This is a genomic window from Curtobacterium sp. AC273 (assembly GCF_979253735.1).
In genome coordinates, this window is record NZ_CEEDDU010000001.1 from 369,141 (window position 1) to 395,568 (window position 26,428).

Annotated in this window: 30 protein-coding genes, 1 tRNA gene and 3 pseudogenes; 12 read left to right on the forward strand and 22 right to left on the reverse strand. The window is 69.2% G+C overall.

What is annotated here, in order from left to right; genetic code table 11:
• Positions 1 to 16 precede the first annotated feature (16 nt).
• Complete coding sequence (locus ACZ8AI_RS02255) at positions 17 to 343, forward strand: contact-dependent growth inhibition system immunity protein (RefSeq protein ID WP_464856180.1); 327 nt, start codon at positions 17 to 19, stop codon at positions 341 to 343.
• A 213-nt stretch (positions 344 to 556) separates the two neighbouring features.
• On the opposite strand, the gene ACZ8AI_RS02260 is transcribed toward ACZ8AI_RS02255, so the two are convergent.
• The 6 genes and pseudogenes from ACZ8AI_RS02260 to ACZ8AI_RS02285 form a co-directional block, all read right to left on the reverse strand.
• Complete coding sequence (locus tag ACZ8AI_RS02260; protein WP_071294094.1) at positions 557 to 802, reverse strand: hypothetical protein; 246 nt, start codon at positions 800 to 802, stop codon at positions 557 to 559.
• 118 nt (positions 803 to 920) lie between these two features.
• Complete coding sequence (locus ACZ8AI_RS02265) at positions 921 to 1,583, reverse strand: class I SAM-dependent methyltransferase (RefSeq protein ID WP_464856182.1); 663 nt, start codon at positions 1,581 to 1,583, stop codon at positions 921 to 923.
• Complete coding sequence (locus ACZ8AI_RS02270) at positions 1,580 to 2,212, reverse strand: TIGR04282 family arsenosugar biosynthesis glycosyltransferase (protein ID WP_464856184.1); 633 nt, start codon at positions 2,210 to 2,212, stop codon at positions 1,580 to 1,582. Before ACZ8AI_RS02270 ends, ACZ8AI_RS02265 begins: the two co-directional genes overlap by 4 nt.
• Positions 2,209 to 3,090 (reverse strand): glycosyltransferase family 2 protein, encoded by an 882-nt coding sequence (locus ACZ8AI_RS02275; protein WP_464856186.1) that lies wholly within the window; start codon positions 3,088 to 3,090, stop codon positions 2,209 to 2,211. Before ACZ8AI_RS02275 ends, ACZ8AI_RS02270 begins: the two co-directional genes overlap by 4 nt.
• A gap of 419 nt (positions 3,091 to 3,509) precedes the next feature.
• Positions 3,510 to 4,581, reverse strand: a pseudogene (locus ACZ8AI_RS02280) (NAD-dependent epimerase/dehydratase family protein).
• Positions 4,578 to 5,456, reverse strand: a complete 879-nt coding sequence (locus tag ACZ8AI_RS02285) for an MTAP family purine nucleoside phosphorylase (RefSeq protein ID WP_464856188.1) — start codon at positions 5,454 to 5,456, stop codon at positions 4,578 to 4,580. The pseudogene ACZ8AI_RS02280 and the gene ACZ8AI_RS02285 overlap by 4 nt, the downstream one beginning before the upstream one ends.
• A 118-nt stretch (positions 5,457 to 5,574) precedes the next feature.
• On the opposite strand from ACZ8AI_RS02285, the gene ACZ8AI_RS02290 reads away from it, so the two are divergent.
• The 7 genes and pseudogenes from ACZ8AI_RS02290 to ACZ8AI_RS02320 all read left to right on the forward strand — a co-directional run bounded on the left by ACZ8AI_RS02290 (position 5,575) and on the right by ACZ8AI_RS02320 (position 10,808).
• The gene (locus ACZ8AI_RS02290) at positions 5,575 to 6,828 is read left to right on the forward strand and encodes a molybdopterin molybdotransferase MoeA (RefSeq protein ID WP_464856190.1); all 1,254 of its coding nucleotides are present in this window, start codon (positions 5,575 to 5,577) and stop codon (positions 6,826 to 6,828) included.
• The gene (moaC, locus tag ACZ8AI_RS02295) at positions 6,825 to 7,301 is read left to right on the forward strand and encodes a cyclic pyranopterin monophosphate synthase MoaC (protein WP_464856192.1); all 477 of its coding nucleotides are present in this window, start codon (positions 6,825 to 6,827) and stop codon (positions 7,299 to 7,301) included. The genes ACZ8AI_RS02290 and moaC overlap by 4 nt, the downstream gene beginning before the upstream one ends.
• Positions 7,298 to 7,810, forward strand: coding sequence for a MogA/MoaB family molybdenum cofactor biosynthesis protein (locus ACZ8AI_RS02300; RefSeq protein WP_464856194.1), 513 nt, complete (start codon positions 7,298 to 7,300; stop codon positions 7,808 to 7,810). The genes moaC and ACZ8AI_RS02300 overlap by 4 nt, the downstream gene beginning before the upstream one ends.
• Positions 7,807 to 8,250: a molybdenum cofactor biosynthesis protein MoaE gene (locus ACZ8AI_RS02305; protein WP_464856196.1), complete on the forward strand. Its 444-nt coding sequence runs from the start codon at positions 7,807 to 7,809 to the stop codon at positions 8,248 to 8,250. Before ACZ8AI_RS02300 ends, ACZ8AI_RS02305 begins: the two co-directional genes overlap by 4 nt.
• 125 nt (positions 8,251 to 8,375) lie before the next feature.
• Complete coding sequence (locus tag ACZ8AI_RS02310) at positions 8,376 to 8,774, forward strand: PLD nuclease N-terminal domain-containing protein (protein WP_464856198.1); 399 nt, start codon at positions 8,376 to 8,378, stop codon at positions 8,772 to 8,774.
• Positions 8,775 to 8,936: 162 nt separating this feature from the next.
• Positions 8,937 to 9,405 (forward strand): annotated as a pseudogene (locus ACZ8AI_RS02315) (ATP-binding cassette domain-containing protein); the annotation flags it as partial.
• A gap of 23 nt (positions 9,406 to 9,428) precedes the next feature.
• A complete protein-coding gene (locus ACZ8AI_RS02320) occupies positions 9,429 to 10,808 on the forward strand; it encodes an ABC-F family ATP-binding cassette domain-containing protein (protein WP_464856374.1) in 1,380 nt (459 codons plus the stop codon).
• Positions 10,809 to 10,823: 15 nt separating this feature from the next.
• Here ACZ8AI_RS02320 and ACZ8AI_RS02325 read toward each other — a convergent pair whose 3' ends face one another.
• From ACZ8AI_RS02325 to ACZ8AI_RS02340, 4 genes and pseudogenes are all read right to left on the reverse strand, one after another.
• The gene (locus tag ACZ8AI_RS02325) at positions 10,824 to 11,387 is read right to left on the reverse strand and encodes a hypothetical protein (protein ID WP_464856200.1); all 564 of its coding nucleotides are present in this window, start codon (positions 11,385 to 11,387) and stop codon (positions 10,824 to 10,826) included.
• Positions 11,388 to 11,445: 58 nt separating this feature from the next.
• Entirely contained in the window at positions 11,446 to 11,925 is a 480-nt protein-coding gene (locus tag ACZ8AI_RS02330) for a VOC family protein (RefSeq protein ID WP_464856376.1), read from the reverse strand.
• A 44-nt stretch (positions 11,926 to 11,969) separates the two neighbouring features.
• Positions 11,970 to 12,917, reverse strand: a complete 948-nt coding sequence (locus tag ACZ8AI_RS02335) for a D-alanyl-D-alanine carboxypeptidase (protein WP_464856202.1) — start codon at positions 12,915 to 12,917, stop codon at positions 11,970 to 11,972.
• Between the two features lie 100 nt (positions 12,918 to 13,017).
• Positions 13,018 to 13,077 (reverse strand): annotated as a pseudogene (locus ACZ8AI_RS02340) (hypothetical protein); the annotation flags it as partial.
• Here ACZ8AI_RS02340 and ACZ8AI_RS02345 point away from each other — a divergent pair.
• On the forward strand, positions 13,070 to 13,255 hold the full coding sequence (locus tag ACZ8AI_RS02345) for a hypothetical protein (RefSeq protein ID WP_464856204.1): 186 nt from the start codon (positions 13,070 to 13,072) through the stop codon (positions 13,253 to 13,255). The pseudogene ACZ8AI_RS02340 and the gene ACZ8AI_RS02345 sit on opposite strands and share 8 nt — an antisense overlap.
• 153 nt (positions 13,256 to 13,408) lie before the next feature.
• Here ACZ8AI_RS02345 and ACZ8AI_RS02350 read toward each other — a convergent pair whose 3' ends face one another.
• On the reverse strand, positions 13,409 to 13,903 hold the full coding sequence (locus ACZ8AI_RS02350; protein ID WP_071294081.1) for a MarR family winged helix-turn-helix transcriptional regulator: 495 nt from the start codon (positions 13,901 to 13,903) through the stop codon (positions 13,409 to 13,411).
• An 81-nt stretch (positions 13,904 to 13,984) separates the two neighbouring features.
• Here ACZ8AI_RS02350 and ACZ8AI_RS02355 point away from each other — a divergent pair.
• A tRNA-Gln gene (locus tag ACZ8AI_RS02355) sits at positions 13,985 to 14,056 on the forward strand.
• Positions 14,057 to 14,298: 242 nt separating this feature from the next.
• Here ACZ8AI_RS02355 and ACZ8AI_RS02360 read toward each other — a convergent pair.
• Entirely contained in the window at positions 14,299 to 14,607 is a 309-nt protein-coding gene (locus ACZ8AI_RS02360; RefSeq protein WP_464856206.1) for a hypothetical protein, read from the reverse strand.
• Entirely contained in the window at positions 14,562 to 15,416 is an 855-nt protein-coding gene (locus ACZ8AI_RS02365; RefSeq protein WP_464856208.1) for a hypothetical protein, read from the reverse strand. The genes ACZ8AI_RS02360 and ACZ8AI_RS02365 overlap by 46 nt, the downstream gene beginning before the upstream one ends.
• Positions 15,417 to 15,555: 139 nt before the next feature.
• Here ACZ8AI_RS02365 and ACZ8AI_RS02370 point away from each other — a divergent pair, with 139 nt between their 5' ends.
• Positions 15,556 to 15,855, forward strand: coding sequence for a hypothetical protein (locus ACZ8AI_RS02370; protein ID WP_464856210.1), 300 nt, complete (start codon positions 15,556 to 15,558; stop codon positions 15,853 to 15,855).
• 254 nt (positions 15,856 to 16,109) lie between these two features.
• Here the strand turns inward: ACZ8AI_RS02370 and ACZ8AI_RS02375 are convergent, their stop codons facing one another.
• The 3 genes from ACZ8AI_RS02375 to ACZ8AI_RS02385 all read right to left on the reverse strand — a co-directional run bounded on the left by ACZ8AI_RS02375 (position 16,110) and on the right by ACZ8AI_RS02385 (position 19,018).
• Positions 16,110 to 17,045: a hypothetical protein gene (locus ACZ8AI_RS02375; protein ID WP_464856212.1), complete on the reverse strand. Its 936-nt coding sequence runs from the start codon at positions 17,043 to 17,045 to the stop codon at positions 16,110 to 16,112.
• A gap of 481 nt (positions 17,046 to 17,526) precedes the next feature.
• Positions 17,527 to 18,093, reverse strand: coding sequence for a hypothetical protein (locus ACZ8AI_RS02380; RefSeq protein WP_464856214.1), 567 nt, complete (start codon positions 18,091 to 18,093; stop codon positions 17,527 to 17,529).
• Between the two features lie 22 nt (positions 18,094 to 18,115).
• On the reverse strand, positions 18,116 to 19,018 hold the full coding sequence (locus ACZ8AI_RS02385) for a hypothetical protein (RefSeq protein WP_464856216.1): 903 nt from the start codon (positions 19,016 to 19,018) through the stop codon (positions 18,116 to 18,118).
• 439 nt (positions 19,019 to 19,457) lie between these two features.
• Between ACZ8AI_RS02385 and ACZ8AI_RS02390 the strand changes: the two genes are divergently transcribed.
• Entirely contained in the window at positions 19,458 to 20,153 is a 696-nt protein-coding gene (locus ACZ8AI_RS02390) for a hypothetical protein (protein WP_464856218.1), read from the forward strand.
• Positions 20,154 to 20,467: 314 nt separating this feature from the next.
• Here ACZ8AI_RS02390 and ACZ8AI_RS02395 read toward each other — a convergent pair whose 3' ends face one another.
• From ACZ8AI_RS02395 to ACZ8AI_RS02420, 6 genes are all read right to left on the reverse strand, one after another.
• Positions 20,468 to 20,881, reverse strand: coding sequence for a hypothetical protein (locus ACZ8AI_RS02395; RefSeq protein ID WP_464856220.1), 414 nt, complete (start codon positions 20,879 to 20,881; stop codon positions 20,468 to 20,470).
• Positions 20,882 to 21,065: 184 nt separating this feature from the next.
• Entirely contained in the window at positions 21,066 to 21,404 is a 339-nt protein-coding gene (locus tag ACZ8AI_RS02400) for a hypothetical protein (protein WP_464856222.1), read from the reverse strand.
• A gap of 927 nt (positions 21,405 to 22,331) precedes the next feature.
• Positions 22,332 to 22,997, reverse strand: a complete 666-nt coding sequence (locus tag ACZ8AI_RS02405) for a hypothetical protein (protein ID WP_464856224.1) — start codon at positions 22,995 to 22,997, stop codon at positions 22,332 to 22,334.
• Positions 22,998 to 24,202: 1,205 nt separating this feature from the next.
• The gene (locus ACZ8AI_RS02410) at positions 24,203 to 24,655 is read right to left on the reverse strand and encodes a hypothetical protein (RefSeq protein ID WP_464856226.1); all 453 of its coding nucleotides are present in this window, start codon (positions 24,653 to 24,655) and stop codon (positions 24,203 to 24,205) included.
• 3 nt (positions 24,656 to 24,658) lie between these two features.
• Complete coding sequence (locus ACZ8AI_RS02415) at positions 24,659 to 25,216, reverse strand: hypothetical protein (protein WP_464856228.1); 558 nt, start codon at positions 25,214 to 25,216, stop codon at positions 24,659 to 24,661.
• 890 nt (positions 25,217 to 26,106) lie between these two features.
• The gene (locus tag ACZ8AI_RS02420; RefSeq protein ID WP_464856230.1) at positions 26,107 to 26,352 is read right to left on the reverse strand and encodes a hypothetical protein; all 246 of its coding nucleotides are present in this window, start codon (positions 26,350 to 26,352) and stop codon (positions 26,107 to 26,109) included.
• Between the last annotated feature and the right edge of the window lie 76 nt (positions 26,353 to 26,428).

Sequence of the window (26,428 nt, forward strand, 5' to 3'; positions counted from 1 at the left end):
CCGTCACGCACCGAGAATGACGTCGCTGCTCGGCGCGGAGTTCAACTTCGATTGGCGACTCGACTGGCCAGATGCCGAGGCAGTGCTCACGCAAGACATCGACGAAGCACCCCTGGCCGACAACCAAGCGCTGCAGACCGAACTCGACTACCTCGTGGGCATGCTCGGGTCCGAGCGGTTGGCTGACGGCTTCGTCGCGTACGTTGATTCGGGCCTGGTTCCCCTTGCTGACACTGGGAGATCGACTCGCGAATGGCTGATCGACGTTCGGGATCGTGTCTCGCAGGTCGTCGTGCTGAAGGCGGAGTCCGAAGGATACGGTCAGCTGGGCGAAGCGGTCTGACGGTGCACGCTGTCCCGTCGGAGCCGAGGGCTCGTCTGGGTTGTCGGGCCGTTCCTGTTGCTCGTGTGGAACGCGCAGGACAGCGATCGCAGCGGAGTGAGGTTCGACCGACCCGGCGAGGTCCGGCACTGACGAAGCGAGCGGCCGTCCAGCCCGGAGTGAAAGGGGGAGACCCCGGGAGGACGACCGCTCGCGGTCTGGGGAGGCAGTGCTTCAGGCGGTGCGGAACGATCCGGTCGCCGTGCGGAGCGAACCGGTCGCGGTGCGCGTCGAGGACGTCGCGGTGCCGGGGCGCCGGAACTGCGTGTCGACGAACCGGCCGAGTGCGCGGCCGATGCCGGTCCCGGTGTAGGTGCCGATCGGACGCCAGGCTGCGGTGACGGCGTAGCCGCCGAGCTCGTCGCGGGCTTCGAGGCCGGTCACGTAGGCGCCGCCCAGGGGGTTCTGACGGTTCTGCATGGGTGCTCCTCGTCGTCGTGCCGAGGGTCGTCGGTCACCAGGCCGGCGACCGCGACGCCGTCGGCTTGATGACACCCAGCCTACCTTCTACTTTTGCATCACGCAAAAGAAGGAAGGCTCAGGCGAGCAGCTCGCAGAACGTCCGGCCGCTGGCCGTCCAGCTCTGACGCGCGGTCAGCCCGGCGCGCTCGGCGTGCTCGAGCAGCGCGTCGACACCGACCTCGGCCCAGGGGAAACCGGCGCTCTGGTGGCCGTCGGCGTCCACGACGCGGGCGGTGAAGGTGCGGTCGGCCTCGTGGTCGACGTGCGTCTCGACGATGACACGACCGCCCTCGCGCACGATCTCCCGGCACCGGGCGAGCAGCGCCGCAGGGTCGCCGCCGATGCCGATGTTCCCGTCGATGACGAGTGCGGTGTCCCAGTGCCCCTCGTCGGGGACCGGCTCGAACACCGAGCCCTGCAGTGCGGTGCCGCCGGAGCGCCGGGCGATCGCCACGGCCTCGGCGGAGACGTCGACGCCGAGCGCCGGGATGCCCAGCGCCTGCGCGGCGACGAGCATCCGCCCGGGCCCGCAGCCGATGTCGATCACGAGGCCGTCGGCGCCGTCGAGGAGCGAACGGTCGACGCGGTCGGCAGCGGCGCTCCAGCGGCCGACGTCAAGCGTGACCTCGGCGTCCGGGCGCTCGGGGTCGGTGAGGCGGATCCGGCCATCGGTGCGGAGCGCGCGGGCGTAGGGCTCGCCGCCGCCGGCGCCGAACGAGACGGGTGCGTGCATGGTCATCGGGGGCTCCCCACGGTTTCGGCGCGCAGGGCCCCGGCGAACCGGGAGTCCGGCACGAGTGCTGCGACGCGCTCGGCATCGGGCACGGTGTCGACGTCGAGCAGGACCCCGAGGACGCCCACGTCGAGGCCGGCATCGGTCAGACGTGCGAGCTGCACGGCTCCGGTGTCGTCCTGCGACATCGGGACGCCCCGGAGGTGCGCGCCGTTCGGCTCGCGGAGGTACAGCGACCAGAAGCCGCCGTCTTCAGCGGGACCGAACCACGCGTCGCGCGACGGGTCCTCGAACACCGGGGCGACGTCGGCGGCGCTGCACTGCGGCGTGTCCATGCCGACCAGCAGCGTCGGGCCGTCGACGGCGTCGAACAGCGCGCCGAGGCGTTCGTCGAGCCCACCGCTGGTCTGGTGGATGACATCGAAGCCGTCTGCCCCCTCGGGCAGGACGGTGCCGTCGAAGAACAGGACGCGGCGTGCGGCGGGCAGGGCGCGGACGGTCGCGAGGGTGTCCGCGAGGCTCGCGGCGGCGACACGGGCGGCACCCTCGGGGGTCAGCGCCGGCGTCAGCCGGGTCTTCACCTTGCCGGGCAGGCACTCCTTCGCGACCACCGCGACGGTGATGTCGGCGGTCACGAGCGCGCACCGTCCGTCGTCGAGGCGACCATCTCCGGGGTGGACCCGGCCGACTGCCCGACGGGTGCCGGTGCGACGACGCGGCCCCGTGCCTCCCGGCTGGCGGTCTGCGCTGCTCGGCGGTACGTGCGGAGCAGACGGGACATGTCCTTGACCGCGTTGATGGTGCCGCGGAGCGCGCCGGTGACCTTGCTGTCACCGATGCGCTGCGCGTACCCGATGTCGGACTCGTCGACGCGCCAGCCCGCCGCGTGCGCGGCGAGGACCATCTCGAGCGGGTAGCCGCTGCGGCGGTCGCGCAGGTCGAGGGCGACCAGGTCCTCGCGGCGCATCACGCGCATCGGACCGAGGTCGCGCAGCCTGTAGCCGGTGGCGCGGTGCATGAGGACGGCGAGGACGCGGTTCGCGAAGCGGGCGTGCGGCGCCCATGCTCCGGGCGTGGTGGGGACGCGGCGGCCGAGTGCGAGGTCGGTGTGGCCGGTCGCGACACGTGCGACCAGCGGGACGAGTTCGGCGGGGTCCATCGAGGCGTCGGCGTCGCAGAAGGCGACGTACTCGGCGGTCGCGGCGGCGACGCCGGCGGCGCAGGCCGAGCCGAACCCCTTGACGGGTTCGGTGACGACGAGTGCGCCGTGTGCGCGGGCGACGTCGGCGGAGCCGTCGGTCGAGCCGTTGTCGACGACGATCGGCCGGTAGCCGGTGGGCAGGCGGCCGAGGACCTCGGGGAGGGCATCGGCCTCGTCGAGACAGGGGAGGATGACGTCGACGTTCATGACTGCCATTCGGTGCCCTCGTGCGGACCGACTGGTGTCGGGCCGTTCCGCGCGCGTCGCGGCGGAGGATCGGTCGGTCTCGTCGGCGGCCGGCTGTCGTTCCATGCCTTCGAGCCAACACGTCGCGGCGCCGCGGGGTACAGGAACGACGTCCCCCGCTGGACGTTCTGCGCACTCGGTGCGCGTGGTTCCCCCTGTTCGGGGGACAGGGGCGTCCACTGCTGTGGGGACGCGGCGGCGCGGGCAGCGGGTCGGTCTGGTCGGGCCGGCTGGCGGTCCTTCCGGCCGTCCGGCCGGCGGTGGTTCGGCGGTGGTTCGGCGAGATCGCACTCCGGCGGCGTCCTGGGCGTGGGCAGGCGGCGAAAGTGCGATCTCGCGGCGCCGACGCGTCGCCGATGCGGTCCCGACGCGGTCCCGACCCGGGGGCGGGGGAGCGGTGGACGCAGCGGATGGCGGACGGGAGGCGCGGGTCGACTCGCCACGTGCCTCCCGTCCGACGGGTGGCCCGGTCCGGTGCCGCGCTGCTACTGCACCGCAGCGCGCAGCGGGGCCGTCGCGAACTCCCGCATGCCGCGCTCGAAGTCCACCCGGGCGCGCCAGCCCAGCTCCGCTGCGATCCGGTCCGACGACGCCGTGACGTGCCGGACGTCGCCGAGCCGGTACTCGCCGGTGACGACCGGCTGGGGGCCGTCGGGTCCGGCGATCGCCGCGGCCATCTCGCCGATCGTGTGCACCACACCGGAGCCGACGTTGTAGGCGCGGAAGGACTCGGACGGCAGATCGGCGGTGGCGGCGATCGACGCGGCGTTCGCCCCGGCGACGTCGTCCACGTGCACGAAGTCGCGACGCTGGCGGCCGTCCTCGAAGACCCGAGGGGGCCTCGCCGCGGGCCAGAGCCGAGCGGAACAGTGAGGCGACACCGGCGTAGGGGGTGTTCGCGGGCATCCCGGGACCGTAGACGTTGTGGTACCGGAGCGCGACGGCGCGGCCACCCGTGGCGCGCGCCCAACTCGACGCGAGGTGCTCCTGCGCGACCTTGGTCTGCGCGTAGACGTTGCGCGGGTCGAGCGACGCGGACTCGTCGATCAGCCCGGGCAGGAGCGGCTGCCCGTCCGCGCCGATCGGGTCGAAGCGCCCCTGGTCGAGGTCCTCGCGACGACGGGCCGGTGGCCGGACGGGCTCCCCGGCAGCGGTCGTGTACGCGCCCTCGCCGTAGACGACCATCGAGCTGGCGACCACCAGCCGGCCGATGCCGAGCCGGTCCATCCCGGCGAGCACGTGCGCCGTGCCGGCGTCGTTCGACGAGACGTAGTCGGGGGCGTCCTGGAAGTCGACCCCGAGGCCGACCTTGGCGGCCTGATGGCACACGACGTCGACGCCGTCGAGGGCCGCGTCGAGGGCGATCCGGTCACGGACGTCGCCGTGCACGAACTCGATGCCCTGCTGCTGGTGGGCGAGGACGATCTCGGACGGGTCGCCGTGCACGTCGTCGCGGAGCGAGTCGAGCACGCGGACCTCGTGGCCCTCGGCCCGGGCGCGGCGCACGATCGCGGAGCCGATGAACCCGGCGCCGCCGGTGACGAGCAGGCGGGTCACGCGGTGGCTCCGGTGGTGGTGGCGTGTCCGCCGGCCACGCTGGCGCTCGCGGCGGCGGGCACGAGCTCACGCGGCGTGTAGTCGTCGGGGATCGCGGCGACGATCGAGCCGATGGCGCGGACGATGACCTCGTTCGCACGGGCCAGGCGTTCCATCACCATCCCGTGGGTCACGGGGGCCTCGCCGGCGTCGGCCGCTTCCTGCTCGGTGGGGGCCAGCCCGGCGTCGGCATCGGTCACGAACGACAGGTTCACCGTGCCGATGCCGAGTTCGGCCGCGAGCGGCACCTCGGGCGTCATCGTCATGTTGATGGTGTGGCCGCCGGCCTGGCGCATCCACAGGGACTCGGCGCGGGTCGAGAAGCGCGGGCCCTGGATCACCACGCAGGTGCCCGTCGGCCGGAACGGCACGTCGAGCTGCTCGATCGCAGTGACGGCCACCCGTCGCAGGACCGGGTCGAACGGGTCGGCGAAGGACAGGTGCTGGACGGCGTCCTCGAAGAAGGTGTCCGCGCGACCCCACGTCCGGTCGACGAGCTGGTCGGTGACGACGAACGTCCCCGGCGCGTAGTCCGGGTGCAGCCCGCCCACGGCGCTCGACGAGACGACGGCGCGCACCCCGAGCGACCGCAGTGCCCACAGGTTCGCGCGGTGGTTGATGCGGTGCGGGGCGACGGAGTGCTCACGGCCGTGCCGGGTGAGGAACGCGACCCGCTTGCCGGCCATCGTGCCGATGCTGATCGGGCTCGACGTGGGGCCGAACGGGGTGTCGACGTCGACCTCGTCCGCGGTGCCCGGTTCGAACAGTTCGTAGAGGCCGGAACCGCCGATCACCCCGATGCCCACGGTCTCGTCCACAGCTCCGGTCGTGGTCACGTCGTTCTCCACAGGTCCTCCGAATGGTCGTCGGCGCGTTCTGCGCGCTGGTTTGCCTACTGAGACCGCCCCGGTACGAACCGGGAGCGGCACACTTCCCACCTGTTCGGAGGCCCGCGTGCGAACGATCGGTCAACACCGCGACGAGATCGCCGCGCTCGTCGCGCCGGTCCTGTCCGGCAGACACGGCTCCGACCTGGAGGCACGGGGCATCGACGACCTCGCGACCGATGCCGGGGCCGGACGGGGTCACCGGGTGCTCGGACGGGCCGTCGTCGCACCGGTTCCCCTGCCGCCGTTCGACAACAGCCAGATGGACGGCTTCGCCGTCCGCGCCGACGACGCGGGGCGCGTCGTGCGGGTGGTCGCGCCGATCCCCGCCGGGCTGGTCCCGCCGCCGCTCGACATCGACACGGCAGCGCCGATCATGACCGGCGCACGGATCCCGGTCGGGGCCGACGCGGTGTTCCCGGTGGAGCGAACCGTGCGGGGCTCCTTCCCCGCGGCGCTGGAGCTCACCGACGTGCCCGTTCCGGACGACCTCGTGGCGGGCACCTTCGTCCGTGGCACCGGCACCGATCTGCCGCAGGGCGCCGAGCTCGCGGCAGCGGGTGCCCCGGTGACGCCGGCGCTCCTCGGCGCGCTCGCATCGGCGGGGGTCGCCGCCGTCGAGGTCGTCCGACGCCTCCGGGTCCTGGTGGTGTCGACCGGGTCAGAGCTCCGGGCCGACGGTGCGGGTGCGGGCCCCGACGGCGCTTCCGCGATGATCGGCGACGCGAACGGCATCGCGCTGCGAGCGGCGCTCGCCGAGGTCGGCGTCGAAGCCCGGGCCGTCCGGGTGCCCGACGACGAACGCGCGTTCCTCGAAGCCCTCGACGACGCGGTCGGGGACTGGGCCGACCTCGTGCTCACCACGGGCGGCATCAGCGCCGGTGCGTACGAGGTCGTCCGCCAGGCCCTCGAGCCCCGTGGGCTCGCCGTGACCCCGGTCGCGATGCAGCCCGGCGGGCCCCAGGCGTCCGGCACGGTGACGATCGCCGGACGCCCCGTGCCCGTGGTCTCGTTCCCCGGCAACCCGGTCTCCGCCCTCGTCTCGTTCGAGGTGTTCCTCCGTCCGGTCCTCGCGGCCGACGCCGGGGTCGCGGACGACCGCACCGTCCAGGTGCTGCCATCCGCCGACGCCGCGACCTCGCCCGCCGGCAAGCACCAGGTCCGTCGCGGCCGGGTGCAGGACGGCCACGTGCACTTCGTCGGCGGTCCGAGCTCCCACCTCCTCGCCCACTACGCCGCCGCCACGCACCTCGTGCACGTGCCGGTCGGCACCGACACCGTCGAACCCGGAGACCCGTTGACCGTCTGGACCATCCGATGACCGAACCGCAGCTCTCCCACGTCCGGGCCGACGGCAGCGCCCACATGGTGGACGTCTCCGAGAAGGACGTCACCGCCCGCTCGGCCACCGCCACGGCGACCCTCGTCACCCGGCCGGACGTCGTCACGCGCATCCTCGACGGCTCGCTGCCCAAGGGCGAGGTGATCGGCACCGCACGCATCGCCGCGATCATGGCCGTCAAGAAGACCTCCGACCTCATCCCGCTCTGCCACCCGCTGCCGATCGCCGGCGTCGAGGTCGACATCACCGGCGCCGGCGACCGGGTCGTCGTCGAGGTGTCCGTGCGCACGACCTCGCGGACCGGCGTCGAGATGGAAGCGCTCACCGGCGCGAGCGTCGCCGCACTGACCGTCTACGACATGGTGAAGGCCGTCGACCGCACGGCATCGATCACGGACGTCCGGGTGCTCGAGAAGCACGGCGGACGCTCCGGGGACTGGAGCAACCGATGACCTCGCAACCGACCAGGGGCCGAGCGGGGGTCGTCGTGGTGTCCACCCAGGCGTCCACCGATCCCGCCCTCGACCGCACCGGACCCGTCATCGCCGCCTGGCTCCGCGAGCGCGGCTTCACCGTCGGCGACCCGGTCGTCGTGCCCGACGGCGGACCCATCGCCGAGACGGTGTCGGCCGAACTCCTCGGCGAGGCACGTGTCGTCATCACCACCGGCGGCACCGGGGTCACCCCCACTGACCGCACTCCCGAGGCCGTGGCGCCGCTCATCGACCTCGACCTGCCCGGCATCACCGAGGAGATCCGCCGCCGCGGGCTCGCGGGGGCCGGACCGACGGCGCTCCTGAGCCGGGGCGTCGCCGGGATCACCGGCGGCGGGGCCCTGCTCGTCACCCTGCCGGGGTCGCGCGGCGGCGTCGCCGACGGGCTGGACGTGCTCGACGGCCTGCTCGACCACGTGCTCGCCCAGGTGCACGGCGAGGGCCACGCGCCCCGGAGCGCGTCGTGACCGGGGCCGCCCCCGCCAGCGACCGTGTCGTGCTCGCCGACGTCGTCGACCGCTCGATCACCGTCGACGAGGTCTCGGCCGTCGTCGCCACCGACCAGGACGGCGCCGTGGTGACCTTCGCCGGGGTCGTCCGCGACCACGACGGCGGCAAGGGCGTGCACGCGCTCGACTACGAGCGGCACCCGAGCGCCGGCGAGGTCATCGCCGCGGTCGCCCGTGACATCGCCGAGGCGCACCCCGAGGTCCGCATCGCCGTGCTGCACCGGGTCGGGGCGCTCGGTATCGGGGACGTCGCGCTCGCCGCAGCCGTGTCGTCGCCGCACCGGGCCGAGGCCTTCGCGGCGTGCGGTGCCCTGGTCGACCTCGTGAAGGAGCACGTGCCGATCTGGAAGCACCAGCGCTTCGCCGACGGCACCGACGAGTGGGTCGCGGCCCTCTGACGGCAGTACGGCGGTACCTCGGTCGAGCACCTGTGTGACCCCGCAGGAGACCGTTGCCAGATCGCAACGCGGCACGCGTTCGGGGCGTAGCGGCGGCTCGGAGCCGATCCATAGACTCGCTGCTCATGAGCGTGCTGCTGTACGGGGCCTCGATCGTCCTGTTGGTCTTCGCCCTGATCGACATCCTCACCAAGGGAGCCGACCAAGTGCGCGGCCTCCCGAAGGTCGCGTGGGTGTTCCTGGTGATCCTGGTGCCCGTCGTCGGCAGCATCGTGTGGTTCGCCGTCGGGCACGACTGGGCCCCCGGTGACCGGAACCACGGCCGCTACCTCGAGCCGCGGCGCCACGAGGACCAGTACGCGAGCCTCGGGCACGCCCGTGCCGCCCACGGTGACACCCGCGTCACCGGGACCGAGCAGGAGCTCGCCGAGCTCGAGCGCGAGATCGAGTACTGGGAGGCCCAGGCGCGACTGCGCCGTGCCAAGGAGGCCGCCGGCGAGGGCGAGCCGACCCCGGGGAGCTGAGCCGCGCCTCCCAGGCCGCCTGCCCGGCACCCTCTCGCGTGACGAACCACGCATCCGACGTCGCACCACCTGCCAGCGTCGGTTCGATGTCGGAAACGTGGTTCGAAGCCCACCAGAGCGCCACCGCACCCACCCGCCCGCCCAGCCGCCTACCCTTGACGGGTGGCACATCTCCTCGGCGCCGAGAACCTGCATCTCGAGTTCCCCACCAAGGTCGTCTTCGACAGCGTCACCCTCGGCATCGACGAGGGTGACCGGATCGGTGTCGTCGGTCGGAACGGCGACGGCAAGTCGACGCTCCTCGCCCTGCTGTCCCAGCGACTCGAGCCGGACGGCGGACGGGTCACGCACCGCCGCGGTCTGACGGTCGGGTACCTCGACCAGCGCGACATCCTGCCCGCGGGCGAGCTCGTCGGCAGTGTCGTCGTCGGCGACCGCGAGGAGCACGAGTGGGCGGGTGACCCGAAGATCCGCGACATCATCGGCGGACTCGTGTCGGACATCCCGTGGGACGTCAGCGTGGACGAGCTGTCCGGCGGGCAGCGTCGCCGCGTCGCGCTGGCGCGGCTGCTGGTCGGCGACTGGGACGTCCTGTTCCTCGACGAGCCCACGAACCACCTCGACGTCGAGGGCATCCAGTGGCTCGCGGAGCACATCAACCGCCGCTGGTCGTCGAACCAGGGCGGCATGGTGGTCGTGACGCACGACCGGTGGTTCCTCGACGCGGTGTCGACCGACACGTGGGAGGTCCACGACGGCATCGTCGACCCGTTCGAGGGCGGGTACGCCGCCTACATCCTGCAGCGCGTCGAACGCGACCGGCAGGCCGCGGCGAGCGAGCAGCGCCGGCAGAACCTGGCCCGCAAGGAACTCGCGTGGCTCCGCCGCGGCGCCCCGGCCCGCACGAGCAAGCCGAAGTTCCGCATCGACGCGGCCAACGCGCTCATCGACGACGTGCCGCCGATCCGCGACACGGTCGCGCTCGCGAAGACGGCGACGGCGCGCCTCGGCAAGGACGTCGTCGACCTGCTCGACGTCAGCGTCTCCTTCGACGACACCGAGATCCTCGACCGCATCGAGTGGCGGATCGCACCGGGGGAGCGGACCGGCATCCTCGGCCCGAACGGCGCGGGCAAGTCGACGCTCCTCAACCTGGTGTCGGGTCGGCTGCAGCCGACGAGCGGCCGGGTGAAGACCGGCAAGACCGTCCAGGTCGCGGTGCTCGACCAGCAGCTCGCCGACCTGGCGCAGTTCGCGGACGACCGCGTCCGCGAGGTCGTCGCGCGCAAGAAGACCAGCTACGTGGCGGACGGCAAGGAGATGACGCCGTCGCAGCTGCTCGAGCGGCTCGGCTTCACCTCGGAGCAGCTCTCGACGCCCGTTCGCGATCTCAGCGGTGGGCAGAAGCGTCGGCTCCAGCTCATGCTCATCCTGCTCGACGAGCCGAACGTGCTCATCCTCGACGAGCCCACCAACGACCTCGACACCGACATGCTCGCCGCGATGGAGGACCTCCTCGACACCTGGCCCGGCACCCTGCTCGTCGTCTCCCACGACCGGTACCTGCTCGAGCGCGTGACCGACCAGCAGTACGCGGTGCTCGGCGGGCACCTCCGGCACCTGCCGGGCGGCGTCGACGAGTACATGCGGCTCCGGGCGGCCGGCACCGGTGGCGGGACCGCGTCAGCGGCTGCCGCCGCGTCTGCCGGGAGGCCCGACACGGCAGGCGGCACGGGCCCGGCTGGCGGCGGGGCCGGCTCCAGTGCGTCGGCTGGTTCCGGCGCATCGGCCGCGGCGGCCTCCGGCTTGTCGGGTGCCGAGCGCCGGACGGCCGAGAAGGAGATGTCGGCGCTCGACCGGAAGATCGCGAAGGTCGGTGCCGACCGGAAGAAGCTGCTCGATGCCTTCGCCACGCACGACCAGTCGGACTACGCCGGGCTCGGGGCGTTGCAGGCGGAGCTCGCGGCGCACGAGGCCGAGATCGAGCAGCTCGAGGAGCGTTGGCTCGAGGTCGCGGAGTTGCTCGGGGTGTAGCGGGGACCGGCCGGCTCAGGCGCCGGTGCAGCCGATGTCGGACGCGTCGTGGCCCTCGCCGATACCGACGCCGAAGGACTCCGGGTCGGTCACGGTCCGGATCGTCCCGAGCGGACCGACGGTGGTCGCGACCAAGCCGTGGACACGCCCCGCGTCAGCGCCGTCACGCAGGACGATGCGGCCGACGACGTCGAGTTCCCCGTGGGCCGGCACGACGAATCCCGAGTCGACCGGAACCGTGGGGCCGTACTGGCGTGGCAGATCTGGTTCGGTGGTGACGATGAGTCCAGGGCTGTCGTCACTCGGACTCGTGGCGATGGCGAGGTGGGAGAGCGTGACGCGGTGCACGTCCACGGCTCGGACGTCGCGGACCCGCACGCCCCGTCCGGTGTCGTTGCGGAACGACGTGAGGAACCACGCCGAAGCGGCGGTCGCGTCGTCCGGGTACGTCCCGCAGACGCCACCGCCGAGGGCCTCCGTCGACAGTGCGCCGCCCGGTGTGATCGCCACCCCGAGACCGACCGCCAGCACGACCGCCCCGACCGTGCTCGCTCCGAGGATTGCCCGCCCGTAGTCCACGTCGTCACCATAGGGCACGGTCAACGCAGTTGAGCATCCCCCGTTCGTGCCGTCGGTGCTACTCGACGGACTGGGGGTCGACGTCGTCCTGCGTGCCGCTGTCCGATGGAGCCGCGTCCGCGGGGTCGCCGCCGCCGGGGTTCGCGACGACCTCCCACAGGTGGCCGTCCGGGTCCTGGAAGAAGCCGGAGTACATGCCCCACGGTCGCGTGTACGGCGCCGCGAGCATCGTCGCACCCGCTGCTCGTGCCCGGTCGAGGAACGCGTCCGCAGCCTCGCGGGAGTCCACGAAGTGCCCGATCGTGCTGCTGGGGCCGCCTGCCAGGCGGACGCCGCCGTCCTTGGCCATGTCCTCCCGGCCGTAGACGCTCACGATCAAGCCGTCGTCGAGGGTGAACATCGCGGTGGTGCCGCCGGCCTCGGTCTCGGTGGCGGGGTACTCGGTGCCGATCACCCCGCTGCCGTCGATGCCGAGCAGGGCACGGTAGAAGTCCGCCGATCGTGCGACGTCGGCGACGGCCAGGGTGATCGCGTGCATGCGCCGGAGCGGTACCGCCGTCGCGGGCTCCCGTACCGTGCCGGTCAGCCCGCGTTGCCGCCGCAGCGCCACAGGGCGGCCGCGAGGGTGTCGATGTCCGTCCGCGCTGTCGGGTCGGCGGTGCCCTCGGCGAAGACGGTGAACGCGATCCGGTCGCCGCCGACCTCGTCCGTGACGCCGGTCAAGCCGAACATGTCGTCGAGCGTCCCGGTCTTCCCCCGGACGTGACCGCGGGCGTCCGCGGCCGCACCGGTGAAGCGCCCGTGCTCGGCGAGGGTGCCGGTCTTCCCGGCCACGGCCAGCCCCGCATCGACCGGAGCGAGCCCGTGGCGGTGCTCGGCGACCGCCCGCATCAGCTTCGTCAGGGCCGACGCCGGCACGCGGTTGTCCGGGCTCAGCCCGGACCCGTCGACCAGCCGGAGGCCGGTGGTCGGCACGTCGACGTGTCGGAGGGCCTTCGTCGTGCCGGCTTGGATCGCGTCGAACGACCGGCCGGTGCCCTCCGCGACGGCGACGTGCCGGGCGAGCACCTCGGCGAGGGTGTCGTCCGAGTGCGTGAGCAGCGTCCCGACCAGATCGGCCACCGTCGCCGACCGCACCGAGCCGAGCGCGGTCGCACCCGACGGCACCCCGAACGAGGTCGTGTCGACCCGCACGTCCGGACCGAGCAGGGCGGCGAACGCCGACGCCGCCCGAGCGACCGCGGCCGAACCCCGGAGCGAGTACGCATCGGTCGGGTCGTCCCGATCGCCGTCCACCATCAGGGCGGTGATGTTCGAGACGCTCCCGCTCGTCCGCGCGCTCTGCGTCCAGGTCGGATGCCAGGCCGGACCGTCGAACAACCCGGTGTCCACCTGCACGACGTCGATCGGACCGGGGTGCGCCGCGCGGACCTGGCGTGCGAGGTCGTCCAGGTGGGGAGCACCCGGGTAGACGCCGTCCTGCCCGCTCGGCAGCCGGCTCAGCGTGGGGTCGCCACCGCCGACGAGCACGACGCTTCCCGAGGTCGAGCCAGCCACCACCCGGGTCGTGGAAGCGGCGGTCCGGGCCGAGCGCGCTCAACGCCGCGGACGCCGTGAGGAGCTTCATCGTGCTGCCGGTCTGCGTGGGCTCGTCCCCGCGCACGGTCAGGACGGACTTGCCGGTGCGCACCGAACGGGCGTCGAGGAACAGCTGGCCGGTGTCCCACCGTCCGGCGAGCGACTCCGCCGTGCAGCGCGCGTCCGCGGCGGTCGCCCGGTCGTGCGAGCTCCCGATCGCCGCGGTGGCCACCGCGATGCCGCCGACGACCAGTGCGAGCACCGTCGCGAGCGCGATGGTGTGCGGGTAGCGGCGGAGGATGGCGCGGGCTCTGTTCACCCGTTCATCGTCGCGACGAACACCGCTCGTCGGCATCGGCCGCTGGACCGAAGGGAGGGTGCCCCGTTCGTCCTGCCGGGTGAAGGCGGGCGGTCAGTCGCGTCGGGAGCCGAACGCGGTGCGGTCAGTCGCCCAGGCCGAGGATGAGTCGGCGCAGGAGGCCGGACAGCTGGTCCTGCTCGGTGTCCGAGACGCCGGCGAGGATGTCCCGCTCCGCGGCGAGTAGATCGGCGATCGCGGCATCGACCGCCCGGCGCCCCTCGCTCGTGAGCGAGACGAGGATGCCCCGGCCGTCCTTCGGGTCGGTGCGACGGGCCACCAGGCCCCGGGCCGTCAGGCGGTCCACCCGGTTCGTCATCGTGCCGCTCGACACCAGGGTCTGCTGCAGGAGGGTCTTCGGACTGAGCTCGTACGGGTCGCCCGCCCGCCGGAGCGCCGACAGGACGTCGAACTCCCACGGCTCGACGTCGCTCTCGTCGAACGCGGCGCGACGCGCGCGGTCCAGGTGTCGGGCGAGCCGGTCGACGCGGGACAGCACCTCGAGCGGCCCGAAGTCGAGGTCGGCACGCTCGCGTCCCCACGCAGCGACGATGCGATCGACCTCGTCCTCCTGCGGCATCCCACCATCTTGGCCGAAGCGAGGGCTGCACGGCCAGCCTCGTCGGCATGGGAGGATGGTCGGGCACTCCGCGGGGTGTGTTCCGCCTTGGTGTAATGGCAGCACGACGGCCTTTGGTGCCGTTAGGTCCGGGTTCGAATCCTGGAGGCGGAGCTCTGGACCGATCGGTCTATCGGCGGAATCGCTTCGGTGTATTGCGCTCGAGGCTCTCTTGGGCGCGTTTCGAGGGTCCAGGCGACTTCAGTGGGCGCGGTCGAGTGGCGTGGGGAGCGCCCGCTGGGCTGCGAGCGGATGCAGAAAACCCCCTGGCCCAGATCTGGGCAGGGGGTGTTGGCTCGACGAGACTGATTCTGCGTCGTGCAGGGTTGGTTGTGTTCAGTTCGGAGTGGGCCTGGTCAGGCCGCGGCCGGTATGTCTTGCGGTGCCGTGGACGCGCGGCGGTCTGCCCAGTACTTGGCAGAGTCACGCTGCTTGTACACGGCGGGATGCGAGCGGTTCTTGCGGTTCCTGTGTGCGAGATCGAGGCGTTCCTGGTACCAGTCGACGATGCGGCTGATGTTCTCGCATGCGGCTGCCATCGCCGCGCAGAGCGCAGCGAACCACGGGCCGCGAACGAGGCGCTTCATTGCGATTCCGAGTGCGAGGTGCTCCGGGTTCTTCACGGATGCGTTGCCGGATTCGACCGTGTTGCGCAGCCCGTACATGCGCCGCCACTTTTCGGACTTGTACTCGAACTCCTGGCCGTACTTGAGGTGCTTGACGTTCTCCCCGTCCCGCTTGCTTCCGCCGATGACCCCTGGAATGAGAACTGTCTTACTCGGCACCGTGATTTCGACGAGTTCCGCCGTCTGAGGGTCGATGTCGACGCGGTCTTCGGGTCGAAGAGCTGGGTAGAAGTACTGGCGAGCTCCGTCGGCGCGGTGGCGGCCTCGGGGCTCGGGCGGAAGCGAGAACGACGTGCGCGCTGGAGAACGACCAGCGCGTGGGCTGCAGCGATTCGCTCCTCTCGGACGGTCTCGTCCTCGATCTTGCTCGCCGCCTTCTTCGCGTCGGCGTAGGTCTTCTCGGCCAGCTGGAGCGCTTCTGGCATCGAACTGAGGTACCAGCTTCCGTCGCACATCACGAGGTTGTGCTTGCCGTCTGGGCTCGCCCAGAACGCCTGCTTTCCCTTCTGATCGATGCCGTAGTCCATGATGAGCTTCACACCGTGCTGCGCGTACGGAAGCTGAAGGTCTTCGACCTTGGCGTTCGGCGTGTAGGCGCGGTCGGCGATGAGTGTTTTGATCTTGATGCCGTTCGCGATGAGCGACTCGAGCATTTTCTGCCCGTGACCGGCGAGCTTTCCCGGCTTGTGATCTCCGATAGCCGTAAACAAGAGCGGGAAGTCTTTGTCTGCGTCGGGGTCGTTCCGCACCCAGATGCAGTACTCGATTTCCTGGCCGTACTTCCCGCTTGCCAGGCCCCTCTTTGGAACCGTCGTGGTCGCCGTGCCGAACGTAGAGGCCGCCGCCATGGTTGGTGGGCATCTTGTCGGTCGGCTTCATGTTCTTGAACGTCTTGTGCATGCCGACGAGTTCCGCGATGGTGGCATCGATGGCGTGGACGCCCTCAGATCGGTCCCGAATCTCCTGGGGAAGGAGAAGGACTGAGCCATGGACGATCGCGCTCATGAGTTCGGCTCGTCGCCGGGTTCGGGCGGCCATTTCCTCGGGATCGCGGTTGGCGACCGCCTGCAGGTATTCGCCGAAGAGCATGCCTTCGTGGCGGTCGCCGGGCTCGTCGTCGACGAGGTCCCGGAGCCGCGCCAGTGCGGCCCACACCCGGTCGTACATGAGCTCCTGACGGTTTTCGACAACCTCGGTGATCCCGAGGCGACGGCGCTGCTTCCAATTCATCCGCATGAGCATCTCCACGGCCGCCATCAGGGACATCTTCCCGTTGACGCGGAGTGAGACGAACACGAGCATGAGCGCGCTCGCTTCGCTGAACTTCGCCTTCTGACCGGCGTTTGACTTGCGGGTCTCCGCCTTGGCGCGCTCGATCACCGCTTGCACATCGCCGTGGCGACAGACGAGTGATACTTCACGGACAGCGCGCTTCACTGACTTGCGGCCAAGCTCAACCCATTTGCCGAGGGGCATCTCGAGGCTCTGTTCGAACCACCGGTCGACGTGTTCGGCGTCGTGGTACTTCGAGAGTGCTGCGGTCATCGTGTGACCTCGGCGCGGAGCTGACGGCGGTACGAGGCGGCGTCGAGGGCGGGGACGTGGGCGACGAGCTGGTCGAGGTGTTCAAACTTGGTGACGCCAGCGGCGGTCATGAGGGCGCGCATGTCGGTGCGGGCGATGAGGTGGGTGATGAGCCAGGTGTTCCGCATGCGGGTGGTGACGGGGTCTGGTTCGTTGCCGCGGTCGGTGTCGTAAAGGAAGGTGGTGAGGGTGCTGATGCCGTGCTTGATCCGCTTCGCCGAGCCGAACACCCAGTCCTCGGCGGCGACGTCGGTGATGGAATCGAGCAGCAGGGCTTCGAAGCGAGCGAGCAGCGGCACGGCGCGGCCGGTGGACGCGACGGTGACGAGGATGCCGTCGGTGTCGATGGTGATGTCGCGGCGGCGGACCTGAAGGAGTTCATTGGCTTTCAGGCCGGCGCCGGTGCAGAGAGCGAGGGTGACGCCGGCGCTCCGACGTCGAGCCGCGGTCGATTGGCCCGTCGCCCAGCTCTCGAGGAGGTGCAGGTCGAGGTCGTCGTAGGGTGCTGCGGTGTTCTGCGGAGTCGTCGGTGCGAACTCGAGCGGCACCTCGCCGACGAGGATCTCGGACATGCGCATCAGGGCCGACCGGTATGTGCGACGGGTGGTGTCGGACCAGGTGACGTCAGTCCGTGTGATGTAGCGCCGGACGATGACGGGGTGGAACACGACGGCGGTCTTCGTCGGGCATCCGTTGACGTTGACGACCCAGTCGACGAAGGGTGCCGCGACGACGATGAGCCGGTCGGCGGGCTGAGCGATGGACGTTGCCGCCTCGGCGACTGCGCCGACGACGAAGTCGCGGACAACGCTCCAACGGTCCTCCGCGAAGTTCGGAACGTACTTCACCGGTGTTCCTCCTCGAGTGAGGAACGACAGGATGGCGAGCAGCATCGCGGCGACGTACTGACGCGGTGACCCGAGGATCTGGCTAGGCATGCCCGGCCTATGCAGGCGAAGTGGGATGAGCTGTGGGAACGCGTCCCAGATTTTGATCTCGCTGCCGATCGATCCGCATTCCTGCGCGGATCGGCGGGGGCCGCCGCCGGCGCGAACGGTCGCGTCAGCCCGGGCGTGTCGTCGCTTGCTCGCACATGTGGCGGTGACGTCGGCGTCGTTCGCGTGACGCTGGCGATGTGCATGCGATCCGGGCGGCCTTCTACTTCGGGGACTCAGAAAACGTAGTGATCTTCGCGGCCGGATTGGTCCTGTTTGTGGACCCCGCTCGTCTGCGACCCGCGCGTCGTTCAAGATCCCGCCCGTTCCGCGCATACCCCCTCCGGGGCCGATCGCCGGCCTCGGAGAGGACCACATGCCCACCTCGACCACGGCGCTCGCAGCGCTCCACGCCGAGTACGCCGACCACGCAGCGCAGTCAGCCCTGACGCTCACCCTCGACCATCGGCGCGGCGTGGCGTTCTACCTCGCCGATACCGATGACTCCGTCGAGGTTGAATCCTTCGTACGACGCTGGACCGACCGAGTGCACGACCTCGACGACTTCATCGACGAGCACGGACGGATGCCCCGTGCCGACTCGACCCGTCCTCGCCCTGCGACCGCCGAGCAGACCCTCGTTGACGCCCTCACGTACTTCCGGCAGGTCGGCGCTGCGGGCGGCTACTGCTCGTACCAGCCGTTCGACGACTTGAAGCGGTGCCTGGCTTCGCCTGGAACCCCCGTGACGCGCAGTGGTCGTCAATGCTCGCCGCGCACCAGCAGTTCTGGGTCGATCATCAGCGACCGCCGCGTCGTCGCGCAGCCGACCCTGCCGAGGTGACGATCGGACGGTGGGTTGCCCAGCAACGAGCCCAAAAAAAAAAAAAAAAAAAAAAAAAAAAAAAAAAAAAAAAAAAAAAAAAAAAAAAAAAAAAAAAAAAAAAAAAAAAGCACGCCCGCGGCCGCCTGCTGCCCGAACGCGAACAGCAGCTCCGGGCAGCACGGTTCCGTGTCCTCTGATGGCGTTACCGAACTTCGCGTGCTTCGCCGAGGATCCGTCGACGGTGCTCGGAAGCGTCCATCGTCGGGATGTGCCGCAGGGACGTGACCAAGTGCTCGGGCTTGCGCAGTCCGCCGGCAGCCATGAGCTCCCCGGCGTGCGTGCCGCCTGCGAGGTGCGTGGTGATCCACGTAGCGCGCATTCGCGTGGGGACTGGTTTCGGTTCGTTGCCGAAGTCAGTGTGGTTGATGAACGGCGTGACGAAGTTGTAGGTCGTCTTTCTGTCCTCCCCGCCAAGCACCCATACGTCGTCCGGCACGTCCGCGAGGGAGTCGATGAGGAGCTGCTCCCATCGTTTGAGCACGGGCACCAACCTCGGCGTCCCAGCCCGTACGTCGACGAGCGCTCCGTCACAGTCAACGCGCACGTCGCTGCGCCGGAGGTGCTGCATCTCCCACGGGTCAAGCCCAGCACCTGCTCCCAGGGCGAGGACTGCGCCAGCACCTCGACGTCGCAGTGCCGTTGACTGCCCGCGCGCCCAGGACTCAAGCAGGTTCAGTTCGAGGTCGGTGTACGGGGCGGTAACGGACTGCCCGTTCAACGGCGCAAACTCGATCGGACCCTCGTCGGGGAGGACGACCTCCGAGATCCGGAGCAGGAAGGACCGGTAGTCGCGGAGCGTCTTGTCCTTGAGGTGGAGGTCGACGCGGGATATGTACCGGCGGATCAGCACCGGGTGGAACACGTTCGCGACCTTCTGCATCCCGTTGACGTGGACGACCCAGTCAACGTACGGCGTCACCGCAACCATCAGCCGCTCAGCAAGGTAGGCACACGCGGGCGCGACGAGCGCGACAGCGTCCAGCACGAACGGCTCGATGTTGGCCCACCGGTCGGCGGGAACAGACTGGTTCCGGTACTTCCGCATCGCGTGGAGGGGCTCTGGGCGAAGCTGCGCGACAAGAGTCCCCTTGTCTGCGTTTGAGCTTCGGGCCCCGAGCGTTGAGTCCCCGAGGGTGAGCGGCGCGGGTTCCCAGCATTGGACGTGCGAGCAGTGCTCGACGGGACCTTGACGTGGGAACGGACGGCCGAAGGCGGCGCCCATCGGCCGCCCCAGGGCGGTCGCGGACGTGATGGTCTCCTGGTTCGGCACGACGAGGTGCTCGGTTGAACTCGGTGAGCGGAGCGCCGCTCGAACGGCGGTAGGGAGCGAAGGCATGCCACGGCTATGCCTGACGGTCGGACCCTGACGTAAGGAACGCCGAGAAGTAGACCGACACGGCCTTCAAGGACCGCTCCTAGCCGACTTTCCCAGCTGGTTCGGGCGTGCCGGCATAGCTCCAGGACAACGACTCCTGGAGGACCCCTTGGACTACCGCACCGCTACCCGTGAAGAACGAGCCGCCGAGTTCATCAACTTCGCGACGAAGCTGCACGACAGCCGATACGACTACGCGCATGTCCGACGCGGCTACGTCAACGGCGATACCAAGGTCACCATCATCTGCCCCGACCACGGGCCCTTCGAGCAAACCCCGCGCGAGCACCGCCGAGTCCGCGAAACGCCCTGGGGCCCGCAGCGCGGCCAGGGATGCCGAAGCTGCAAGGGCTTCCGCAACGCCAACCAGGAGTTGCGCACGCAGCGTTTCATCCAACGTGCAACCAACCGGCACGGCGACAAGTACGACTACGCGAAGGTCGTCTTCATCGACCAGAAGACTTACGTCACGGTGACCTGCCCGCTCCACGGGGACTTCCAAGAACGCCCCGACAACCATGTGGCGGAGGGCTCGGTCGGCTGCAAAGAACTGCCGTCGCCTGGTCCGAAGGGCAACCCGATCGAGGACGAAGCGGAAGTAGCCGGTTCTCGGCCGGAGCCACTTCTACTTCGAGCGAGCACGGTTGCGCAGTTGGCGACGGTCGAGGACCGACGAGTAGAGGCCCGGTTCACTATCTACACCGTGGTTGGCAGAGGCGCGGACGAGGGCCGTCGAAGCTATGTGCTCGAAGCGGTCTACCCCGTCGCAGCGGACACCGAACTCGACCTGCCTTCAGGGACTTGACGGCGGGTCGCCTACCTACAGCGCCCACCCTCCCGACGACTGAGAGAACTTGTGGATGCGATACAGGTGAGCAAGGTCCGATCGCGTAGCGCCACCATCCGAGCTTCGGATCTCGCTTTCATGGCGTCCGGTAGCCGGACCAGGGGCCTGTAGCGCAGAGGGAAGCACTCCAGTAACCATCGTCATCCCTCCCGCTCGCCGCTTCGGCAGTACCGAACTGCAATCGACCTAGCGAGTAACGCCGTGCGAGACGGTTCAAAATGGTGTCCGATAGCCGATCCGCTTGCGGGAACTATCCGCGTTACCGAGCGTCGTCAACCAAGCAACGTCAACGCGTTGAAGAACGCTCCGACCGCACCGAAGAGGCCAGCGCCGAGCGCGGGCAACGCTCCGATGGCGCCAATCCCGAACGTCGTCCACCCGAGAACTCGTACCCAGGTGACGCCTCGGCTGTTCCGCGCGGTGCTGAGCCCAGTGAGAAGCGCGATAGCAGCTGCTGGCACGGCGAGCACGAGCACAGCGCCCACGAAGAACTCGGCAAGCGCAACCTGGGCGGGCGGATCTTGAAGGATCGGCGGGTTGTTCAGGGAGTCGAGGTGGGCTTGGTACGCGGTCTCGAGAGGAACGTGGTGCGCGTGAGCTGCGCAGAAGAGCACCACCCACGCGGCAACGACTGCAAGGCCTGTGACCGCGTATCGGTCGTCACGATGAAGCACACCGTTCCCCATGACTAGCCAGCCTGCCACCCGGTCTCGTGCCTGTGAATCGGTCGGAGGTACGAACTCTGGACGCCACTACTCGGCCACCCAGTCCGTTAGTCGATCCGCTATTCGACGCCGTCCCACCCGTGCAGCACGGGCTGAGCCAACCCACCGCCTCCGCCGCAGACACTCGACGGACGAATACTGCCCCTCACTGCGTCCTTGGCCACTCCCCGGCGGCCATGCGCTGACGCCAGTATGCGGCTGCGTCCTGTCCTCCATGCATCGCGGCATCTTCGTCGTCACGTGCCGAGAGCGCGGACGCGAGGTTTGTGCCATCGACAAACGACTCGAGCGCATAGTGCAACGCGGTGCCGCTGACGTAGTCGGAGTACACGCGCACGGACGTAACGACCGAGAAGTTTGCAGGGTTGCCGTGCACGAGTGCGTTGCGAACGCGGCGCCGTCGAGCCTCGAGGATGCGGCCTTCAGCCGCATATTCGTCGACGAGTGCTTGGTACAGACCGTGATCGCTGACGCTGGCGAACATGCGTTCGATCCACGCTCGCTCGTGTTCCAAGCGACATAGAGCACGGAAGTCGTTCGCACGGTCAGCGATGACCAAGAGCCACGGTTGTGCTGGCCGTGCCGCGCTATAGCTGCGCCCGCAGCTCTCGCTGCAACGTACGGTCCCGACTGTCAAACAGGGCCATATCTGCTGCGCGGCGGACGTCATTCATCCATCGCGCCTGTAGGCGCATCGTTCAGCGAGCTGATCAAAGAGGTCATCGGGGTGTCATGGCAGCGTGCGCCGCCACGTGTTGTACAACGCGGTCGGACAGGGGGATGACACTGCTCACGTCTGCGTCTGAGGGAGGTCGGAGTGCCATGTCGCGACTGAAGGGGTAGTCGGCCGCAGCCTGTACTTCGACAGCTGCTTGAAGGAAGCGGGGGAGTTCACCGCGAGACAGAGCGTCAGCGATGCGGGGGCCGTGACGGTCGATCGCTTCCGCCGTGATGCCCCGCCCTGTATGTGTCATCGGGGAAGCCCGTTTGTGGATGGACGGCGTAGTAGCCGCCGCCAGCGGGCGCTCCGGACCGAAGCACGTGCGACTCCGCTAGCCGGGGGCGGATGCCGCCATCCCTGTGGATGGCGATGTGTACGATCGTGTCGACGAGAACTCTTGCTCGCTCGACGGCTCCCGAGGCGACCGTAACGCCAAGATCAACGCGCACGAGGGTGTCGACTTCCGACTCTTCATCAATCGTGGTCGCCACCTTGAACGCGTACCCGTGCTCGACAATCTTCCATAGCTCTTCTTTATGCGTGAAGGGCGGCCGATCGGGTGCGGCATTTGGCACAGTCCAGTGCGCATCGTAGAACGCAATGCTGCCGGCGTGAAGGTCGGTGTGCAGCCGTCCCTTGTATCCGGAGGGGGGGGGGGGGGGGGGGGGGAGCCAAACTACGACCGGCTCTTCAGTAGCTGACGCCTCGACGAGCATCTTCGCGTTCGCGAGCCGCTCGGTCGTACGGCATACCCGTCTCACCGAGGGGTACGTCGAGCGGGTCCCGACCGAAAGCAAGGACGGTGATCAATTCGCGGAACACACCATCCGCGTCCTGGCCGCGCAGTCGGACCTGTTCATGGAGGCCCTCTGCGGCAAAGGCGGTACTCGCGATGATTGAGAGTCCGGTCCTGCGCGGCGGCCACGAGTCGTCCCGGGCCGCGCCCACGGACTGGTCAGATGTGAGAGCGTCCAGAAGCGCTTGACCGGACGTTGCGACGTCTACCCTAGCCACGGCCGTCCGCAATCCGGGTGCGGTGCCAAGGAAGCTGCGAGACTGAGCTACAAGATGAGCGAATGCCTCGTCGAACGATGACAGTGGCGCCGCGATGGCAAACCGAAGCGCTGGGCCGATCGCGTCCACGGATTGCGTGAGGTCGCTCTGGAGCGAATCGCGGTTTGGGCGGCTCTTCCACGCGTCGCCGGCCAGTAGCACCCAATCAGCGACCTCCGCGACGATGGTCGGCAGCGGGAGTACTGCTTGAGCCGTGACGCCGGTCCAGCGATGAAACCAACGACTTGAGCCAATCAGAGTGGTGCCGTTCGCCCAATGATCGCTGACGTTGAAATCAATCATCGGTTCGCCCTCTCAGCAGCGGCAGGTTCGGGTGCCGCGACTGGCACTCAGGACGAGTATCGCGGACGTAAAGCATGATGGGGCGGGCCGGGAAAGACCTTGCCGTGACGAACGAGCGGCGTCCTGGCTAGGACCCTCCCCCGCTCCCTACTTCCTTAGTGTTGGCAAGCAGCGTGCCAATAGGGCGGTTCATGCAGTCCGGTAGCCGGTCCTCCAACGGTCGCGCCAGCGTGGCCTGCTCGCACCGCAACTTCTTCTGTCTCAGATGACTAGTCCGGTGATGATCTCGGTGAGGGCCCCGTATGCGAACGTCGGTGCGGGCTTCTACTGTCGCGGTCTTAGGTCGTCGTCGTTCGGATCGTTGGGTGCTCGCTCGCCGTTCTCGCTCGAGGAGGATGCTCGGCACGGAGGTGCGCGAGCCCGGAGCCGATGCCGGTACACGCGTGGTTCCAGCTGCCCAATCGTCTGATTCGTCGAAGTGACGCCCAGGCGTATCGCCTCACCCGGGACGTGGTCTGGGTGGAAGCAGGTCGCGGTGGAGGACCGAAGCTGGCTGCTTAGGTGTGGCGCAAGTTCGTGTGAAGCACCGACGGCAGGTTGGTGGTGGTCCGATCTGATCGATTGTTCGCTGTCAGTCGAGCAGGTTGTGTCGAAGGTCGTACCCGGTGTCGGCGAGGAACTGGTAGCCGGTCGCGTACTTCTTGCAGTGATGCTGCGGTCGTCGGCGTTGCGGTAGTCGGAGCGGAGGAGCGTGTTGGCGGTGGTGATGTCGTCGGTGCGGTCTGTGTAGCCGGCGGCGGCTGCGGTGAGGAAGATCGTTGGGTCGGCGGGCTGGATGAGTTCGGTGCCTGAGAAGCCGACGGTGTCGGGCTCGAAGCCGAGCGCGCCCATGTCGACCTGCTGCTCGGTGAACGCGACGACTCGATAAGGCAGCTCGCGTTTGCTGATGGCGGGGTAGCCGGGGCGGTCTGAGATGGCGCGGCCGGAGATGCGGCAGCCGACCCTGATGAGTCGTTCCGCCTGCTTGACGAGCGGCAGGTCTGACGTCCATCGGGTCCGGACGCCGCCGGGTCGGGGTAGCAGGCGATGGCGAAGTCCACGAGGCTACCGACCTGCCGTGACTCCCACCCGATGTCGGTGCGGTGCACGCGCTTCCCAAGGCGCGCGAGCGCGTCATCCACCTGCCCGGCAGTCAGCCCCGCTCGCTACCAGCCCGTCAAAAGTGGAGCCGTTGACGGCGAGCATGCGGGCGACGGCGAAGGTGACGTAGATGGTGCAGCGTCCTTCCACCGTTCCTTCGTGCCGAGGGCTTGTCTGCCGTCGAGCCAGACGCGTCGCCGGTCGACGTCGACCAGCAGCACAGTCGCCGTCTGTTCCGCGAGCGCGATCTGCGTGGCAGTGACAGTGCGCGGCGCCAGCAGGAGCAGTTCCGCATCAGTCGGGTCGTCGTCGCGGGGGCGTTGGGTGAGGGTGGGGAAGCGTGCGCGGCGGCCGTCGGCGAGGCGGATCGTGTCGTGCGACTCCACGACCGCGCGAAGCCCCGCGAGTTTCAAGACCGCGAGCGCGTTGGTGAGGTCGGTGGTGTCACCGAGCCCATACGGCATCGTGATCTGCGGTCGGCCGCTGTACGCGGCGTTGACCCACTCGAGCCCTGGCATCACTCAACTGGCTTCGTCCGAGGTATCGGGTTGGGTGAGTGCGATGAGCCAGCGGGTTTCTTCGAGGAAGGGTTCCCACCCGGTGCGGGTGTCGCCGTGTGCGGGTTCGCAGATGTTGCCGGTGTCGGTGCTGCGGATGATGACCTGCCGCAGCTCGCTGCTGGGTGGATCGCGGAAAAACACGTGTCCGTGCACCCCGGCGGCGTCGTAGGCGACGTTCAGCAGGAACAGGTCGGGCCGGCGGGTCATGGCCGCCACCGTCGTCCACGGAACAGCGCGATGATCGTCGTCAATGGCCGACCTTCCCGCATCCAGTCGAGCGGGGTCAGGACCCGTTCGTCGACGGTGAGGAAGATCCAGGGGTGTGGTCATGAACTCGGTCATCGCTGCTGCGTCGAGGAGCGGTTGCGGTGCTGCGGCGTAGAGGACGTCGAGGCCGGGCAGCAGTGACGACGGGTCGCCGAACTCGGGGAGGGCGGGTTTCACGAGTTGCCAGTCGGGGATGCGTTCTTCGCCGTCGAGGTCGAAGCTTGTCAGCCGGTTCGCTTCGAGACTGCTCACCGACCTGATCGACGCCAATCTGCAGGGCCGCAGCGACTTCCGGCTCGGTGAGGGTGGTGTTGAGGAGGTTCCGGCGGATGCGGGCTTGTGTGGTCTGCCACCAGTCCTCGGGGATCGTCCGCCGGGCCGGACGGCGGAGTGTTCGGGTTGGCGGGGGATCTGTCGGCCTTCGTCGGCGTACGCGCTGAGTTGTTCGCGGCTGACTTCCCCGCGCGCGTACATCCACAGCTGCGACTGCCACGGCATGTCGTCCGGAAATCCCTCCAGGTAGCCGGAGTGGATCACCGCTCGGACGGCTTTCTCCCCGTCGTGCTATCTCGGAGGCGGGGACGAGGAGGGTCTGCACGATGCGGTTCGCTTCCCGCACCGCCGGCACGGTCAGGTCCGACAGGACCGTGTTAGTCCTGTCGTAGAGCTCATAACCGGGCTCGACGTCGATGGAGCGGACGAGGATCTGCGCCAGGTGCACGTCCGGGTTCTCGGTGTCCTCGAGGAGGACATGCCCCCAGAGGATCCGGTCGTTCGACAGGTGCATGGACACTAAACGCATCATCAGCGGGAACCTCCCTGGGGATGGGCGTGTGCGCAGCGGTCAGGGGTTGTGGGAAGTCAGCGGGGGTTCGACCGATGCGGTCATGGGCGTGTAGGAGAAGGAACCGCATGATGCGGTCCGCTTCGACCATCGCCGAAACCATCGGGTCCTGCGCAATCGGGTCGACGTTGGTGAGGCGGAACCAGGGTCGTTCGTCGGCGTGGCTGATGAGGACCGTGTCTGGCTTGTCGTCGGGATGGTCGGGGTCAGTGAATGCTGACCGACCCGAAGAATCGGGTGTCGTCGTAGGCCAGAGTCCGAGCGACAGCAGCTGCAACATCATCGGGAGCTTCACGCCTCACTTGTGCCGGGGTGCCAGCGGAGGTCGTGGGCGAGGTCGGATCGGGAAGTGCAGCAGCTGCCGCAGCCCGTTCACCGCGTCCGTGTTCGCGGCCACCCAGCTGTCTGCGTAGAGGACGTGCGCGGTGATGAAGTCGTCCGTGCAGCACCCGTCAGCGCCGGTCAGGACGGTGGTGTCCTGCGGGATGACGACCGACACTGTCGCCTCGTCTACTGACGCGGGCTCGTAGCCGAGCGCTGCCATGTCAGGGTGCTGGGCGAAGAACGCCGTCAGCCGGTCCGGCGGGACAGATGACGCCGGACTGGTGCGCCGCCCACCG

Coding starts and splice junctions, on each gene's coding strand:
- ACZ8AI_RS02255 (WP_464856180.1), top strand. CDS start 17: ATGACGTCGCTGCTCGGCGCGGAGTTCAACTTCGATTGGCGACTCGAC.
- ACZ8AI_RS02360 (WP_464856206.1), bottom strand. CDS start 14,607: ATGTACGGGCTGCGCAACACGGTCGAATCCGGCAACGCATCCGTGAAG.
- ACZ8AI_RS02300 (WP_464856194.1), top strand. CDS start 7,298: ATGACCTCGCAACCGACCAGGGGCCGAGCGGGGGTCGTCGTGGTGTCC.
- ACZ8AI_RS02375 (WP_464856212.1), bottom strand. CDS start 17,045: ATGCTGCTCGCCATCCTGTCGTTCCTCACTCGAGGAGGAACACCGGTG.
- ACZ8AI_RS02330 (WP_464856376.1), bottom strand. CDS start 11,925: ATGCACGCGATCACCCTGGCCGTCGCCGACGTCGCACGATCGGCGGAC.
- moaC (WP_464856192.1), top strand. CDS start 6,825: ATGACCGAACCGCAGCTCTCCCACGTCCGGGCCGACGGCAGCGCCCAC.
- ACZ8AI_RS02370 (WP_464856210.1), top strand. CDS start 15,556: ATGGACGATCGCGCTCATGAGTTCGGCTCGTCGCCGGGTTCGGGCGGC.
- ACZ8AI_RS02385 (WP_464856216.1), bottom strand. CDS start 19,018: ATGCGGAAGTACCGGAACCAGTCTGTTCCCGCCGACCGGTGGGCCAAC.
- ACZ8AI_RS02420 (WP_464856230.1), bottom strand. CDS start 26,352: ATGGCAGCGCTCGGCTACGAGCCCGCGTCAGTAGACGAGGCGACAGTG.
- ACZ8AI_RS02400 (WP_464856222.1), bottom strand. CDS start 21,404: ATGTTCGCCAGCGTCAGCGATCACGGTCTGTACCAAGCACTCGTCGAC.
- ACZ8AI_RS02405 (WP_464856224.1), bottom strand. CDS start 22,997: ATGATTGATTTCAACGTCAGCGATCATTGGGCGAACGGCACCACTCTG.
- ACZ8AI_RS02410 (WP_464856226.1), bottom strand. CDS start 24,655: ATGCCAGGGCTCGAGTGGGTCAACGCCGCGTACAGCGGCCGACCGCAG.
- ACZ8AI_RS02365 (WP_464856208.1), bottom strand. CDS start 15,416: ATGGCGGCGGCCTCTACGTTCGGCACGGCGACCACGACGGTTCCAAAG.
- ACZ8AI_RS02260 (WP_071294094.1), bottom strand. CDS start 802: ATGCAGAACCGTCAGAACCCCCTGGGCGGCGCCTACGTGACCGGCCTC.
- ACZ8AI_RS02350 (WP_071294081.1), bottom strand. CDS start 13,903: ATGCCGCAGGAGGACGAGGTCGATCGCATCGTCGCTGCGTGGGGACGC.
- ACZ8AI_RS02265 (WP_464856182.1), bottom strand. CDS start 1,583: ATGACCATGCACGCACCCGTCTCGTTCGGCGCCGGCGGCGGCGAGCCC.
- ACZ8AI_RS02275 (WP_464856186.1), bottom strand. CDS start 3,090: ATGGAACGACAGCCGGCCGCCGACGAGACCGACCGATCCTCCGCCGCG.
- ACZ8AI_RS02395 (WP_464856220.1), bottom strand. CDS start 20,881: ATGGGGAACGGTGTGCTTCATCGTGACGACCGATACGCGGTCACAGGC.
- ACZ8AI_RS02310 (WP_464856198.1), top strand. CDS start 8,376: ATGAGCGTGCTGCTGTACGGGGCCTCGATCGTCCTGTTGGTCTTCGCC.